General features: G+C 74.1%; 14 protein-coding genes. 9 read left to right on the forward strand and 5 right to left on the reverse strand.

Annotated elements, in window-relative coordinates:
- Positions 1-137 precede the first annotated feature (137 nt).
- The 7 genes from ABZS42_RS16010 to hisF all read left to right on the forward strand — a co-directional run bounded on the left by ABZS42_RS16010 (position 138) and on the right by hisF (position 6,807).
- Positions 138-2,891 (forward strand): LuxR C-terminal-related transcriptional regulator, encoded by a 2,754-nt coding sequence (locus ABZS42_RS16010; protein WP_355145812.1) that lies wholly within the window; start codon positions 138-140, stop codon positions 2,889-2,891.
- A 139-nt stretch (positions 2,892-3,030) separates the two neighbouring features.
- A complete protein-coding gene (locus ABZS42_RS16015) occupies positions 3,031-3,303 on the forward strand; it encodes a hypothetical protein (RefSeq protein ID WP_355145814.1) in 273 nt (90 codons plus the stop codon).
- A 52-nt stretch (positions 3,304-3,355) separates the two neighbouring features.
- Positions 3,356-3,901, forward strand: coding sequence for a hypothetical protein (locus ABZS42_RS16020; protein ID WP_355145816.1), 546 nt, complete (start codon positions 3,356-3,358; stop codon positions 3,899-3,901).
- Positions 3,902-4,021: 120 nt separating this feature from the next.
- The gene (locus tag ABZS42_RS16025) at positions 4,022-4,468 is read left to right on the forward strand and encodes a MarR family transcriptional regulator (protein ID WP_355145818.1); all 447 of its coding nucleotides are present in this window, start codon (positions 4,022-4,024) and stop codon (positions 4,466-4,468) included.
- Between the two features lie 6 nt (positions 4,469-4,474).
- The gene (locus ABZS42_RS16030; protein WP_355145820.1) at positions 4,475-4,900 is read left to right on the forward strand and encodes an organic hydroperoxide resistance protein; all 426 of its coding nucleotides are present in this window, start codon (positions 4,475-4,477) and stop codon (positions 4,898-4,900) included.
- Positions 4,897-5,901, forward strand: a complete 1,005-nt coding sequence (locus ABZS42_RS16035) for an NADP-dependent oxidoreductase (protein WP_355145822.1) — start codon at positions 4,897-4,899, stop codon at positions 5,899-5,901. The genes ABZS42_RS16030 and ABZS42_RS16035 overlap by 4 nt, the downstream gene beginning before the upstream one ends.
- Before the next feature lie 138 nt (positions 5,902-6,039).
- Entirely contained in the window at positions 6,040-6,807 is a 768-nt protein-coding gene (hisF, locus tag ABZS42_RS16040; RefSeq protein ID WP_355145824.1) for an imidazole glycerol phosphate synthase subunit HisF, read from the forward strand.
- Positions 6,808-6,837: 30 nt separating this feature from the next.
- Here hisF and ABZS42_RS16045 read toward each other — a convergent pair whose 3' ends face one another.
- Positions 6,838-7,299, reverse strand: coding sequence for a hypothetical protein (locus ABZS42_RS16045; protein WP_355145826.1), 462 nt, complete (start codon positions 7,297-7,299; stop codon positions 6,838-6,840).
- Between the two features lie 107 nt (positions 7,300-7,406).
- Positions 7,407-8,060, reverse strand: a complete 654-nt coding sequence (locus ABZS42_RS16050; RefSeq protein ID WP_355145828.1) for a hypothetical protein — start codon at positions 8,058-8,060, stop codon at positions 7,407-7,409.
- 58 nt (positions 8,061-8,118) lie between these two features.
- Here ABZS42_RS16050 and ABZS42_RS16055 point away from each other — a divergent pair, with 58 nt between their 5' ends.
- Positions 8,119-9,576, forward strand: a complete 1,458-nt coding sequence (locus tag ABZS42_RS16055) for a PLP-dependent aminotransferase family protein (RefSeq protein WP_355145830.1) — start codon at positions 8,119-8,121, stop codon at positions 9,574-9,576.
- Positions 9,577-9,629: 53 nt separating this feature from the next.
- Here the strand turns inward: ABZS42_RS16055 and ABZS42_RS16060 are convergent, their stop codons facing one another.
- The 3 genes from ABZS42_RS16060 to ABZS42_RS16070 form a co-directional block, all read right to left on the reverse strand.
- A complete protein-coding gene (locus ABZS42_RS16060) occupies positions 9,630-11,456 on the reverse strand; it encodes a long-chain fatty acid--CoA ligase (RefSeq protein WP_355145832.1) in 1,827 nt (608 codons plus the stop codon).
- 126 nt (positions 11,457-11,582) lie between these two features.
- A complete protein-coding gene (locus ABZS42_RS16065; protein ID WP_355145834.1) occupies positions 11,583-12,524 on the reverse strand; it encodes a terpene synthase in 942 nt (313 codons plus the stop codon).
- Positions 12,525-12,650: 126 nt separating this feature from the next.
- Positions 12,651-13,280: a TIGR03085 family metal-binding protein gene (locus tag ABZS42_RS16070; protein WP_355145836.1), complete on the reverse strand. Its 630-nt coding sequence runs from the start codon at positions 13,278-13,280 to the stop codon at positions 12,651-12,653.
- 218 nt (positions 13,281-13,498) lie between these two features.
- Here ABZS42_RS16070 and ABZS42_RS16075 point away from each other — a divergent pair, with 218 nt between their 5' ends.
- Positions 13,499-15,379: an ABC transporter ATP-binding protein gene (locus ABZS42_RS16075; protein ID WP_355145838.1), complete on the forward strand. Its 1,881-nt coding sequence runs from the start codon at positions 13,499-13,501 to the stop codon at positions 15,377-15,379.
- Positions 15,380-15,390 lie beyond the last annotated feature (11 nt).

A 15,390-nucleotide genomic window follows, 5' to 3' on the forward strand; every position in this document is an offset into this window, starting at 1 on the left:
CCTGTCGGGTCGGGTGACCCTGTAGCGGTTGCGCCGGGCCCAGCCGACGACCGGTGCGGGCACGGCGTCCGGACGACAGCGTCCGACCCGCTGTACGGTGCTCGACCGGCCCGCCCACCGGCTGCGAGACTGACCGGGTGGGCGGGGTGGTCATCGGCCGGGACGGGGTGCTGGGCGAGGCCCGGCGGTCCCTGGACGGCGGCCGGCCGGTGCTCCTGGAGGGGCCGGCCGGCATCGGCAAGACGGCGGTGCACCGGTCGCTGCTCGACGCCGCCGCCGGGGACGGCTGGCTGCTGTTGTGCTGCGCGCCGACCGAGGCCGAGCGGGCGCTGCCCTTCGCCGCGCTGGCCGACGTGCTCGCGCCCCTGGCCGACCGCGCCGCGGAGTTGCCGCCACCGCAACGCACGGCCCTGGCCGGGGTGCTGCTCTCCGGCGAGGTGACTGAGCCGGTGGACGAGCGGGCGGTGGCCGCGGCGACCCGGGCGTTGCTCGAGGTGGCCGCCGCCGGGCCGGAACGGCCCCGCGTGCTGGTCGCGGTGGACGACGCGCCGTGGCTGGATCCGCCGAGCGAACGGGCGCTGCGCTTCGCGTTGCGCCGCGTGGTGCCGCGGATCGCCGTGCTGGTGACGGCACGATCAGATCGACCGCAGGCCACGCCGGCGCCGCTCGGCCTCGACCACGGCGCCACCGGCGCGTTGCTGGACCGGGTCACCGTCGGCCCGCTCGGCGTGGGCGCACTGCACCACGTGCTGCGCGCGGCGACCGGCACCGCCCTGCCCCGGCCGCTGCTGGTCCGCATCGCCGAGGAGTCCGGCGGCAATCCGCTGCTCGCCATCGAGCTGGCCCGCGCGGTGCTGCGGCTGCCACAGCAGCCGGCCCCGGGTGCGGACCTTCCGGCCGCGCCGTCGCTGCGGCACCTGATCGCCGACCGGCTGGCCGCCCTGCCGCCGCCGGCCCGGCACGCGATCCGCCTCGCCGCGCTCTCCGACGTACCGACTCTGGACGGGCTGGCCCGGGCCGGGGTGGCCGCCGCCGATCTCGATCCCGCGGAGGAGGCGGGGCTGGTGGTCGTGGCCGGGGAGGCGGTGGGTTTCGCGCACCCGGTCTACGCCGCGGCGGTCCGTGCCGACGTGCCCACTGGGGTGCGTCGGCGCCTGCACCGGCTGCTCGCCGACACCGCGCGGGACCCGGACGAGCGGGCCCGGCAACTGGCCCGGTGCACGAGCGCGCCGGCGCCGGAGGCGGCGGCGGAGATCGCGGCAGCCGCCGCCCGCCAGCAGGCCCGGGGCGCCCCGGAGATCGCCGCGGGGTTGTACGACACGGCAGCGCGTCTCGGCCCGCCGGAGACCGTCGCGGAGCACGCCCGGTGGCGACTGGCCGCTGCGCAGTGCAGGTACGACAGTGGCGACTACGCCGCCGCCCGCGTCGCGGCCGAACAGGCGGTCGAGGAGCTGACCGGGCCGGCGCGGGGTGAGGCGCTGCTGCTGCGGGCCGTGATCGGCTGGAGCGCGGACGAATCGTCCGAGAAGATCATGGCGATCGCCGAACGCGCGCTGGCCGCCGCCCCGCCCGACACGACGCTGGCCGGGCGTGTCCACGCACACCTCGGCATGTTCGAGGACGCGCCGGACCCGGCTCGGCGGCACGCGGAACACGCCGCCGTGCTGCTCGCGGGTAGCCCCGACGACCGCCCGGTGTACGCCGCGGCGTTGATGCTCCTGTTCTTCAACGAGGTACGGGCCGGTCTCACCGCGCGGACGGAGCTACTGGAGCAGGCGTTGGCGGCGGAGGGCGAGGAGCCGTCCTGGCTGGCCGGGACGGTGCCGGCGATCTGGTGGAAGGGGCTGGACGAGCACGACCGGGCCCGGGAACGGCTGCACCGGTTGCTGAACCGCGCGGTCGGGCGCGGCGACGAGCCGTCCCAGCACGAGCTGCTGTGTCACCTCGGCGAGACCGAGCTGCTCGCCGGCCGCTGGGGGGACGCCGCCGCCCACATCGCCGAGGCCCGGGAACTGGGCGAGCAGTACGGTGCCGACTCGGCGGGGGTGGAGTGGCTGGAGGGTCTGCTGCTGGCGTACCGGGGACGGCTGGCGGAGGCCACCCGGATCGCCGTGGAGGGGTTGGGTCGCGCCGACGAGTTGGACGACCGGTGGCGGCTCCGGATCCACTCCCAGCTGGCCGGCTACGCGGCGCTGACCGGGGGGCGGCTGCCGGAGGCCGCCCGGCACTTCGGAGTGCTGGCGGCCACCGTGGACGAGTTGGGGCTGGTCGAGCCGTTGGCCCAGCGTTTCGAACCGGACTGGCTGGAGGCCTGTGTCGGCGCCGGTGACCTGGCCACCGCCGAGGCGGTCCTCGAGCGGCTGGCGGTACGGCACCGGCGGCTGCCCCGGCCGTGGACCACCCTGGGGTTGGCCCGCAGCCGGGTGCTGCTCGACGGTGCGCTCGGGCGTGACCCGTCCGACGCGCTGGGGGAGCTGGCCGCCGCCCGCGCGGCCGTACCCGCCGACGTGCTCCCGCTGGACCGCGCTCGCTGCCTGCTGGTGGCCGGCGTCGCGTACCGGCGGCTGCGGCGGCGGCGGGAGGCACGCGGCGCGCTGACCGAAGCCGCGGCCGAGCTCGACGCGCTCGGCGCGGAGGCGTTGGCCGCCCGGGCGCGTGCCGAGGCGGAACGCACCGGCGGGCGGGTCGCGCCGCGGCAGCTCACCGGCACCGAGTTGGAGGTGGCCCGCCTCGCGGCCGCAGGCCGGACCAACCGGGTCATCGCCGAGACGCTCTTCATCAGCCCGAAGACGGTCGAGGCCAACCTGGCCCGGATCTACCGGAAGCTCGGCGTGACCAGCCGCGCCGAGCTGGGCGCCACGATGGCCCGCGGTACCGGCGCCGACGGGTGAACGGCGTGGCCGGGGCCGTCGGAGCGCGGCGACGCGGCGGGCGGCTCGCCCCGGTCGGCGGGCGTTGCCGCGGGGTGGCCGTCGAAGGATAGGGAAACGCCCGATTACCCGGCCCGTCCGCGGGCCTAGCGTCGAGGCCATGTCCAGTCGCCTCTTCGTCCTCGAGCGCTACGACCGCGTTCCGGGAGAGTCCGCCGACGAGCCGGTCGGTGCGCTGACCACCGGCACGACCAGACTTCGGGGCGCCGTGCGGATCCCGGCCGACGACGTGGTGCTCGCCTTGGTGGAGGGGCCCGACGCCGAGACGGTGGCCGAGGTGGCCGCCGCCGCCGGGTGGCGGGTGGACCGGCTGGGCGTGGCCGAGTGGATCGTCGCGCCGGAGGAAACGGCAGCGCCGGGTGACCCGTCGTGACCGGCCGGCCCGCTGATGTCCCGCCTTCGTCCGAACCGTCTTGGAGGTCCTGATGAGACAGCTCCACCCCCGGATGGCCGCCCTGCTGCTGGCCGCCCTGCTGCCTCTGCTGGTCGGCCCGGTGGCCGGCTGCGGTTCCGGCGGGGACGACGTGCCACCGGCGCCGGTCGAGGCGCCACTGCCCGAGGTGCCGCCCAGCAGTGACGAGCCCTCGCCCACCACGCAGGCGCCGGCCACCGTCGACGCGTGCACCCTGGTGACCAAGAAGGAGGCGGAGGAACTCGCCGGCACCAAGCTGGACGACGCCGTGCCGGTGCGCGAGTCGTGCACCTACACGGCCCCGGTCAGCGGGCCGACGGCCCAGGTGGAGGTCTTCGTCGGGGACGGCGCGAAGAAGTACCTCGACATCGAGCGGGAACTCGGCCACGAGCTGCGACCGCTGGCCGGCGTCGGCGACGAGACGTACGTGAGCCTCGAGGCGGCCTTCGTCAACCGTTCGGGGCTGTGGGTGGCGGTGCGGCTGGTCCGGCTCAACGACCCGGAGGAGAACCGCGAGCCGCTGGAGGGGATCGCGCGCACGGTGGCCGGCCGGATCTGAACCGGGGGGACAGGTCGAGCGGTGTGTTCCACCCCCGCCGCGTCTTGGCCGGAGCAGGTCGGTGGCGGCCGACCGAGCAGAAAGGTTGCGCACAATTTAGTTGCGCGCTACTTTTCTGGGGTGACCGATGACCCGGTGTTGCGCCGCCAGGTGTGCTTCGCGCTCTACGCGGCCTCGCGGGCCGTGACCGACGTCTACCGGCCCATCCTCGACGCCGTCGGGCTGACCTACCCGCAGTACCTGGTACTGCTGGTGCTGTGGGAGCACGACGGCGACCCCCGCACCGTCTCCGACCTCGGCGCCGAGCTGCGGCTGGACTCCGGCACCCTCTCCCCGCTGCTCAAGCGGCTGGAGGAGGCGGGCCTGGTGGTCCGGCGGCGGTCGACGCGCGACGAGCGGCGGGTCGAGGTGGAGCTGACCGACGCCGGCCGGGCGCTGCGACAGCGGGTGGAGGACGTGCCGCACCGGATCGCCCGGGCCACCGGGCTCACCGAGGCCGAACTGGTCGCCCTCCGCGACACCCTCAGCCGGGTCACCGAGACCGTCCACCGACAGAAGGAGCAGTGACCCCTCATGCAGGTGCTCTACACCGCGTCCGCCACCTCCACCGGTGACGGCCGCAGCGGACACGTCCGGACCGCCGACGGCATCCTCGACCTCGACCTCGTGCCCCCCAAGGAGATGGGCGGCGCCGGCGGCGGCGCCAATCCCGAGCAGCTCTTCGCCGCCGGCTACGCGGCCTGCTTCCACTCCGCGCTGCGGGCCGTGGCCCGTGGGACGAAGTTGGACGTGACCGACTCCGCCGTCGAGGCGGAGGTGGGCATCGGCCCGAACGGTGCCGGCGGCTACGGACTGACCGTCGCGCTCGTCGTCGACCTGCCCGCCGTCGAGCGGGCGGCTGCCGAGGAGCTGATGGCCCAGGCGCACCAGGTCTGCCCCTACTCCAACGCCACCCGCGGCAACGTCGAGGTCGCGCTCCGGCTCCGGGCCGCGGCGTGACCGCGACGGTGAACCGGGAGATCCATCTGGCGTCCCGCCCGCAGGGCTGGCCGACGGCGGAGAACTTCCGGCTGGTCGAGACCGAGGTGCCGAAGGCCGGGCCGGGGCAACTCCTGGTCCGCAACCGGTACATGTCCGTCGACCCGTACATGCGCGGCCGGATGAACGACGTGAAGTCGTACGTGCCGCCGTACGCGCTCGACGCGCCCCTGGACGGCGGCGCGGTCGGCGAGGTGGTGGCCGGCGAGGCCGACGGCTTCGCCCCCGGCGACACCGTGCTGCACGGGCTCGGCTGGCGCGAGTACGCGTTGGTCGACGCGCGCTCCGCCCGGAAGGTCGACCCGGACCTGGCGCCGGTGAGCGCCTACCTCGGCGTGCTCGGCATGGTGGGGCTGACGGCGTACGCCGGGCTGCTGGAGGTGGCCGGGATGCGGCCGGGGGAGACCGTCTTCGTCTCCGCCGCGGCCGGCGCGGTGGGCAGCCTGGTCGGGCAGATCGCCAAGCTCCGGGGCGCCGCCCGGGTCGTCGGCAGCGCCGGCTCGCCCGCCAAGGTCGAGCGGCTGGCCGCGCTCGGCTTCGACGCGGCGTTCGACTACCACGACCGCCCGGTCCGGGAATCGTTGCAGGCGGCCGCGCCGGAGGGGATCGACGTCTACTTCGACAACGTGGGCGGCGACCACCTGGAGGCCGCGATCTCGGCGCTGCGGCCACACGGGCGAGTGGCGCTCTGCGGCATGATCGCCCAGTACAACGACACGGTGCCGCCGGCCGCGCCACGCAACCTGGCGCAGGTGATCGGCAAGCGCCTCACGCTGCGCGGCTTCCTGGCCGGCGACCATCAGGGCCTGCGCGACCAGTTCATCCATGAGATGGCCGGCTGGCTGCGCGAGGGGCGCGTGTCGTACGACGAGACGGTCGTGGACGGCGTCGAGAACGCCCCGTCGGCGTTCCTCGGCCTGCTGCGCGGGGAGAACCTCGGCAAGATGCTGGTCCGCCTGTGAGGAGAGGGCCCCTTCGCGCCGTTTCCGGTGGCGAAGGGGCCCGTCCCGGCACGGCCGGTGGTGGGGTTCACAGCGCTGGGGCATCCGCGACACGGTCGGCGGGTGGCCGGCCCGGCGCGGAAGGATAGGCTCGGCGGCATGACGGTGGCGGTACGGGTCATCCCCTGCCTGGACGTGGACGCCGGGCGGGTGGTCAAGGGCGTCAACTTCGTCGACCTGCGCGACGCCGGCGACCCGGTCGAGCTGGCCTCGGCGTACGACCGGGCCGGCGCGGACGAGCTGACCTTCCTCGACGTCACCGCGTCGAGCAGCGACCGCGGCACCATGCTCGACGTGGTGCGGCGCACCGCCGAATCCGTCTTCATCCCGCTCACCGTCGGCGGCGGCGTACGAAGCGTCGCCGACGTGGACACCCTGTTGCGCGCCGGTGCGGACAAGGTCGGCGTGAACACCGCGGCGATCGCCCGGCCGGAGCTGATCGCCGAGATCGCCGACCGGTTCGGCCGGCAGGTGCTGGTTCTCTCACTGGACGTACGCCGCGCGCCGGGCGGTGCCACCGCCAGCGGGTTCGAGGTGACCACGCACGGCGGGCGCCGGGGCACCGGCATCGACGCGGTCGACTGGGCTCGCCGGGCCGCCGAGCTGGGCGCCGGGGAGCTGCTGGTCAACTCGATGGACGCCGACGGCACCAAGGCCGGGTTCGACCTGGAGCTGATCAGGGCGGTCCGGCACGTGGTGGACGTGCCGGTGGTGGCGAGCGGTGGCGCCGGGCAGCCGGCGCACTTCCCGCCGGCGATCGGCGCCGGCGCGGACGCGGTGCTCGCCGCGAGCGTCTTCCACTTCGGTGAGCTGACCGTCGCCGACGTGAAGGACGCGCTGCGCCGAGACGGCCTGCCAGTCCGCTGACCTTCCGCCCGGGACGGCCCGGCCGAGCACTCAGTCGCGGTCCGGGTGCCCCTCCGGCGAGCGGCGCGGGTTCGGGATCGAACGCACCAGGTACTCCTGCACGGCTGCCGCGTGCTCGGCCTCGTCCAGCGTCCAGTCGGCGCAGCCCGGGGTGTGCCGCCGGTCCAGCACCCCCTGCACGGTGTCCACAGTGGTCGCCACGCCGGCGCTGGGCCGGCTGCGCCAGAGCCGTTCACCGTCGGCGGTGATCCGGAACCAGCCGTCGCTGACGCTGACCAGACCGGCCCCCAGCAGCCGGCGCACCGCCGTCTCGACCTCGCCCCGTTGTGGGATCGCCCGGTTCAGATGGTCGGCGGTGGAGAGCACGTCGGCCAGGCGTACGCCCTCGGGGCGCCGGCTGGACGCGGACCGGCGGTGCCGCCCGGCGCCGCTCGCGATGACCAACGACACGAAGATCCAGGCGTCGCTCCAGCGCCATCCGTTCGCCCCCATGCTGAGATGATGCCGGTCCGGATCGCGGAAGGAAACACTTGATCGTCGTCGGCACATACCGCCGGTGAACGCGCCGCTGCCGGCAGGTGGTCGACCGGCGGCGGCGGTCACCCCGCCGGTTGTGCGACCACCCGCCCGGTGCCCGCGTCACCGGGCTGCGCAACGGCGAACATCGGTACGAAGAGCTGGGCGAGCGGCCCGATGGCGAGCGCGTACGCCACCGTGCCGAGGCCGACCGTGCCGCCGAGCAGGAACCCCAGGGCCAGGACCGTGATCTCGATCACCGTACGCACCAGCCGGATGGAGCGGTTCGGCCGGCGGGCCACGTAGCCGGTCATCAGACCGTCGCGCGGGCCAGGGCCGAGGCGGGCGCCGAGGTACAGGCCGGTGGCCGCGCCGTTGGCCACGATCCCGGTGCTCAGCAGTCCAATTCGGATCCAGAGTGGCCCGCCCGTCGGCAGCAGCGCGAGCGCCGCGTCCACGACCAGCCCGATGACCACCACGTTGCTGACGGTGCCGAGGCCGGGGCGTTGCCGCAGGGGGATCCAGAGCAGCAGGACGACCGCGCCGACGGCGATGGTCGTGGTGCCGAAGGAGAGCCCGGTGCGCTCGGACAGCCCCTGATGGAACACGTCCCAGGGGTTGAGGCCCAGCCCGGAGCGGATCATCAGCGCCATGCTGATCCCGTACAGGGCCAGGCCCAGGAAGAGCTGGGTCAGTCGGCGGACCGGCCGGTGCCGCAAATTGCCAATCGCTGCCATGCATGCCACCCTAGGGGCCAATTCGTCGAGCAATAGAGCCAATCTGGGGGAGGTGGCCATGACGAGTCAGGTTCGGGGAGTCCAATTGGCCCGGCTGCTCGGGCAGTGGCATTCGCTACCCGGCCGTCGCCGCAGCCCCGACTACGCCGCGCTCGCCGGGGCGGTCCGCGGACTGCTCGCCGACGGCCGGCTGCCGCTGGGCGTACGCCTGCCCGCCGAACGGGAGCTGGCCGAGGCGCTGAAGATCAGCCGGACCACCGTCACCGCCGCGTACCGGCAGTTGCGGGAGAGCGGGCACCTGGCCAGCCGGCGGGGAGCGGGCAGCTGGACCATGCTTCCCGGCAACCACCGGGTCACCAGCTCCGGGCTGTGGACGCCGCAGGACGACGTCGACATGATCGACCTCGGGGTCGCCGCGCTGGCCGCGCCGGCGGAGCTGGTGCCGGCCGCCCGGGCCGCCGCCGAGGACCTGCCCCGCTACCTGGGTGGGGCCGGGTACCACCCGACGGGAATCATCGAGCTGCGCGAGGCGGTCGCCCGCGGCTACACCGACCGGGGCCTGCCGACCTCACCCGACCAGATCATGGTCACCAGCGGCACCCAGCACGCCCTCGACCTGGTGCTGCGGCTCGCCGTCTCGCCCGGTGCCGGCGTGCTGGTCGAGTCGCCCACCTACCCGAACGCGCTGGCCACCCTCGCCGCCCGCCGGGCCCGGATCGCCACCCACGGGCTCGCCTCCGACGGCGCCGGCTGGGACGCGGACCTGCTGCTCGGCAGCATCCGCCAGGGCCGGCCGAAGCTGGCGTACCTCATCCCGGAGTTCCAGAACCCGACCGGCCACCTGATGGCGGCCGGCCTGCGGGAGCGGGTGGTGGCCGCCGCCCACGCCGCCGGCACCGACCTGGTGGTCGACGAGTCCTTCGTGAGCCTGCCGCTGGACGGCACGCCGCTGCCGCCTCCGGTGGCTACCTTCGACCGGCACTCCCGGGTGATCTCGATCGGCGGGATGAGCAAGCCGTACTGGGGTGGTCTGCGGATCGGCTGGGTACGCGCCTCCGCCCCGCAGGTGCAGCGGCTGGCCGCGGCACGCGTCGGCGTGGACATGGCCAGCCCGGTGCTGGACCAGCTGGTCGCGGTGCGCCTGCTGGCTGAGGCGCCGGCGATCGTCGCCGAACGCCGGGCGCAGCTCACCGTCCAGCGTGACGCCCTGCTCGGCGCGCTCGCCGAGCGGTTGCCGGACTGGCGGGTCACCGTGCCGCGCGGTGGGGTGACGCTCTGGGCGGAGCTCGACGGGCCGATCTCCAGCGCCCTGGCCCGGGCCGCGGAGGAGGTCGGCGTACGGCTGGCCCCGGGTCCCCGGTTCGGCCTGGACGGCACGCTGGAGCGCTTCCTCCGGCTGCCGTTCACCCTGCCGGCGGCCGAGCTCGTCGACGCGGTCGGCCGGATCGCCGCCGTCCGCTACGACCTTGATCGCGCCGCCCGTCCACAGTGGCGGGAGCCGACGGTCATCGCCTGAACCGCCGCCGGCCCCGGCCGCGGGTGCGGGAAGAAGGGCCGTCGGCGATCGGGTCAGAGCTCGGCGAGCGTACCCGCGTACATCTCGTCGATCTCGGAGGCGAAGTTCGTCTCCACACCGCGACGCTTGATCTTCAGCGACGGGGTGATCTCACCGTCCTGGATGGTCAGGTCACGCGGCAGGATGGTGACCTTCTTGATGGTCTCCCAGCGGTTGAGCTTGCTGTTGAGCTCGGCCACGTACTCCTCGACCATGGCCCGCGCCTGCGGTGCGGCCACGATCTCGGCGTAGTCGCGTCCCGCCAGCTCGGTGCCGGCCGCCCAACCCTTGATCGCGTCCGCGTCGAGGGTGACCAGCATGGTGCAGTAGTTGCGGGCCTGGCCGATCACGACCGCCTGCGAGGTGTACGGGCAGATCGCCTTGAACATGCCCTCGATGTGGGAGGGGGCGATGTACTTGCCGCCGGAGGTCTTGACCAGGTCCTTCTTCCGATCGGTGATCCGCAGGTAGCCCTGGGCGTCCAGCGTGCCGATGTCCCCGGTGCGGAAGAAGCCGTCCTCGGTGAACGCCGCGGCGGTCTCCTCGGGCAGGTTGTGGTATCCGCGCATCACCGGCCGGCCGCGTACCAGGATCTCCCCGTCGGCGTCGATCCGGCACTCCAGGTCGCCCATCGCCTGGCCGACGGTGCCGATGCGCAGCCCGTCCGGCGGGTTGACGAAGTTGCCGGCGCTGGTCTCGGTCAGACCGTAGCCCTCGGAGATCGGCAGGTTGGCGGCGGCGAAGAACGTGGCGATCTCCGGGCTGAGCGGCGCGGCGCCGGAGACCAGCACCCGGATCTGCCCGCCGAGCCGGGCCTGGAGCTTGCTGAACACCAGCTTCTCGGCCACCCGGTAGCGCAACTTCAGCCCGGCCGGAACGGGGCTGCCGGCCTGCTCCAGGGCGACCTTGCGCGTGCCGACCTCGACCGCCCAGGCGAAGATCTTCGCCTTCGCGCCCCCGCCGCTCTGCGCCGTGGTCACCGACTTGTTGTAGACCTTCTCGAAGACGCGCGGTGCGCCGCACATGAGCGACGGCCGGATCACGCCGAGCAGGTCGACCAGCTTGTCCACCCGACCGTCCACGTACGTCGGCAGGCCGACGTGGGTCGCGCCGCAGAGCAGGGTCTTGCCGAACGAGTGCGACAGCGGCAGCCAGAGGTACTGGAGGTCGTCCTCGCGCAGCAGCCCCAGATTGGCCTGCGCCACGCCCTCCCAGCACCAGCCGCCGTGCAGCAGCTCGACGCCCTTCGGGCGGCCGGTGGTGCCCGAGGTGTAGATGAGGGTGGCCAGGTGGTCCGGGCCGATACCGGCGACGATCATGTCGATCAGGTCCGGTTCCGCGGCGAGGGCTCGCTCGCCGCGCTCCTCCAGATCGGCGAGGGTGAGCTGCGGGACGGCGGCGGCCGGGTCCGGCGTGCCGTCGAAGAGCACCACGTGGGTCAGCGCGGGCAGGTCGGCGCCGGCGATCTTGGCGGCCTGCGCCGGATTTTCCGCGAAGAGCACCCGCGAGCCCGAGTCGGCGACGATGTAGATCGCGTCCGCCGGCTCGGTGGTGGGATAGACCGTCGTCGTCGCACCACCGGCGCACATGATCCCGAAGTCCGCCAGGACCCACTCGATCCGGGTGTTGGCCAGGATCGCGACCGGGTTCTCCAAGCCCACGCCGAGGCCGTGCAGCCCGGCGGCGATCGCCTTGGCGCGCCGCCCCGTCTGGGCCCAGGTCAGCCAGACGGGGCCGGAGTCGTCGGCCGCGGGATGGGCGAAGGCCTGGCGGTCGGGGGTCGCCGCCACGCGCTTGAGGAACATGTCGGGGATGGAACGGTACGGTACATCGAGAGCCATCGCTGTGCCGCCTTCGGGGGTGTGGCGTGACGGTCGTCACGTCATGGTGGTTACCGAAGGGTATGCGTGGCACCCCGGCCGGGGCTACCCCCGTTGATCGTCCGAGAGGGCAGCCGGAGTGGCCGTTCAGGCGTACCGGGCGGCGACGAGCGACCAGTCGTAGGTGGCGCGGATCCAGTTGCGCCGGGCGGCGAGCACCGGGTGGACCGCCGGGTCGCCCTCCGCGAGGAGCTTCGCCTCCGCGGTCAGGTATGCCGACAGCGTGTCGTTGAACCGTTCCGCCGCGGCCCGTAGCGCCCCGGCCTCGTCGTGGCCGAACTCTCGGGCGATCACCGTCACCAGGTTGTGCCCGTCCGGGTCGGTGCGTTCCTTGGAGTAGGAGAAGACGTCGTTGCACCAGCAGACCAGGTCCGCCGCGAGTGTGTCGACGGCGAGCACCGTCGGCTCGGTTCTCGTCGCGGCGCCCGGCAGGCCGGCCAGGGCGAGGTCGGTCAGCGCGAAGCTGGGGTGCACCCCGCCGGTGTGCCGGCGCATCTGCACGTACTCGGCCACCCCGGGGGCCCGCCCGTGTTCCCGGTTGCTCGCTTCCCACAGCAGTGCGAGCAGGTAGTCCCGTACCCGGCTCACGAAGCGCAGCAGCAGGGCCGAGCGTCCGTGGGCGCGTACCCGGCGGCAGAGGTCGTGCAGCGCGCTGCCGAGCGGGCCGTCGTCCGGCGTCGCCGGCCCGTCGCCGTGCCGGTCGAGCACGTCGAGCAGGTCCGCCACGACCGGCGCGAGCCGGGTGGGTGCGGCGCCGAGTCCGTCCTCGTCGCAGGCGTCGTCCATGACGAACAGCCAGGAGATCAGGTCCGTCAGCAGGCGGACCTCGTCGACCGGCCCGTCGGGGGCCGCCCGCCCGGCCAGCCCGGCCGCGTCGGCTCGGCGCAGCCGGCTCATCCGGTGTCCGGAATCGATCAGCCCGAAGCTCAGCGCCCAGGCTGTGCTCTCCCCCGCCAGCCGATCGGTGGTGTCATGGCGCCGTGCGGGGAAGGGGGGTTCCCGCAGCGCCGAGACCGCGAAGGTCCGCATGGTGTGCCCCCAGTCGCGCTGTTGCGGAGCGAACGACGCGGGAAAGCGTACGGGAGCAGAGATCGGTTCGGTTCGTTGGGTGCACATCGCGGGACGGGCGGTGAGTGACCGATTATGTGCAGCGAGTCATATCCCCAGGCTGGCGCCGCGAAGCCGCTGCACCAGCTCCCTCGGGCCGTCCAACTGCACCCGGGCCACCCGTTGCCGTCCGGAAAGGAACAGCGTGAGTTCGCCGGGCGCCGCGACCAGCCGCAGCTGCTCGCCGCCCCGGCCGACCGAGAGTTGCCCGTGACCGGGCGCCTGCACGTAGACGTCCGCCGGAAACCGGCGCAGCGCCAGCCGGGCCAGCGGGCCGGCCCGCCGCCACAGCGCGGACCGCAACCCGGCGGAGAGGTCCCGAGGCGACCAGTCCGCTCCGCCCCGCCGCACGTCCTCGTGGTGGATGAAGAACTCCATCGTGTTGGCCAGCTCGTCGGTGAGCGGATTGCTGACCGGGCTCCAGATCGGCGGCCTGCGCACCTGGGCAACCAGTTCGGCGAAGGGGCGCGCGGCGACACGTCGGCGGACCCGTTCACCGTGGTCGCGCAGCGGCGGGAGCATGATGCCGCCGGCGGCGTCCGGGCGACGTTCCCGCACGACCAGGTGCGCGGCCAGGTCGCGGGTCGACCAGCCCTCGTTCACGGTGGGCGCGTCGGGCCCCAGGGTCAGCATGAGATCGGCCAGCGCGTCGCGCTCGGCCCGGGCGTACCGGGGCATGAGCCGATGGTAGGCCGCCGCGCGGCCCTCGGCACGCTCGCCACCGGCGGATCGGCACGCCGGCGAAGGGCGGCCCGCGCGTCGCGCATCGTGCCGGACCCGCCACGGTCCGGCGCGAGGTCGTCTACGTGACCGTCGACATATCCGGGCGGACGGCGGGGCCACCCCCGGACCGGTAAGGATGGGGGAGATAATTGCGGCTCACGGCGGGGGAGAACGTGGCGAGCAGTACAAGTCGGGACGTGGTCGGTCGGGGATTGGCGGTTCTCGGGCGGGCGATCCGGGAGCAGCCACGGATCTTCACGGTCGCGGTCGCCGGCAGCGTGCTCTTCGGATCCATGGTGATCGCCAGCGCGTACGTGGTCGGCGCGGTGGTCGGGGACGTGGTCGTACCGTCGATCGAACGCGGTTCGGTCGCCGCGGGCACCCTGGCGCTGGCCGCGGTGGCACTGTTCGGGATCAGCGTGCTGCGGGTGGTGGGCATCTTCGGACGCCGGCTCGGCGCCGGCTACATGCAGTACCGGCTTCAGGCCGCGTACCGCCGCCGGGTCACCCGCCGCTACCTGGAGCTGCCGTTGGCCTGGCACCACCGCAACTCCACCGGAACGCTGCTCTCGAACGCGAACTCCGACGTCGAGGCCGCCTGGTACCCGATCGCGCCCCTGCCGTTCGCAGTGGGCACGCTGGTCATGCTGATCGGCGCGGTCGCCTCGCTCTTCGTCACCGACTGGGCGCTCGCCCTGGTCGGGCTCGCCGTGTTCCCGGCGCTGTTCGTGCTAAACGTGACCTACTCCCGCCGGATGGCGCCCCGGCAGGCGCGCGCCCAGCGGCTGCGGGCCGAGGTCAGCGGGATCGCGCACGAGAGCTTCGACGGCGCGCTCGTGGTGAAGACGATGGGGCGGGAGGCGCAGGAGACCAGCCGCTTCGCCGGCCGGGCCGGCGAGCTGCGGGACTCGCTCATCTCGGTGGGGCGGCTGCGCGGCGTCTTCGACCCGATGCTGGAGACCCTGCCCAGCCTCGGCACCCTCGCCGTCCTGGTGGTCGGCACGTTCCGGCTCCGGCAGGGCGCGATCGGCGTCGCCGACCTGGTCAGCGTGGCGTTCCTCTTCACCGTGCTGGCCTTTCCGGTACGGGCGATCGGGTGGGTGCTGGCCGAGCTGCCGCGCAGCGTCGCCGGCTGGGACCGGCTGCGCCGGGTGCTCGACGCGACCGGCGAGATGCCGTACGGCGACCGCGAACTCGATCCGGCCGACCCGGCGCCGGCCACGCTCACCTTCCGCGACGTGTCCTTCGCCTACGAGCCGGCTGAGGCGCATCTGCCCGGCGCCGAGGTGCTCGGCGAGGTCTCCTTCACCGTGCCGCCCGGAAAGACCGTGGCCCTGGTCGGGCCGACCGGTGCCGGCAAGTCGACGATCGCCTCGCTGGCCGTGCGGCTGGTGGATCCGCGCTCCGGCACGGTCGCCCTGGACGGGGTGGACGTACGCGACCTGACCGGCGCGTCGTTGGCCCGCACCGCGGCACTGGTCGCCCAGGTGCCGTTCATCTTCGACGACAGCGTCCGGGCCAACATCGCGTTGGACCGGGCGGGCGTCAGCGACGACGACGTGTGGGCCGCGCTGCGGCTGGCGGAGGCGGACGGCTTCGTGGCCGCGCTGCCCGACGGGCTGGACACCATGGTCGGGGAGCGGGGCACCTCGCTCTCCGGTGGGCAGCGGCAGCGGCTCACCCTGGCCCGTGCCCTCGCGGGCCGGCCGCGGCTGCTCGTGCTCGACGACGCCACCAGCGCGGTCGACCCGCGGGTGGAGGCCGCCATCCTGGCCGGGTTGCGGTCCGCCGACCGGGCCGGGGGCGCGCCCGCCTCGATCCTCGTGGTGGCGTACCGGCGGGCGACCATCGCGCTGGCCGATGAGGTGATCTACGTCGAGCAGGGCCGCGTGGTGGCGCGGGGCGGCCACAGCGAGCTGCTCGCCACCGTGCCCGGCTACGCGGACCTCGTCACCGCGTACGAGCAGGCCGAGGTGGAACGCGCCCAGGAGCAGCCGTACGACCCCGATGCGGATCCGCTGCACTCGGGCCTGGAGATCGAGGTGGACCGGTGAGCGCGAGGAGT

It is taken from the genome of Micromonospora sp. NPDC005367 (genome assembly GCF_040606825.1).
Taxonomy (GTDB): domain Bacteria; phylum Actinomycetota; class Actinomycetes; order Mycobacteriales; family Micromonosporaceae; genus Micromonospora.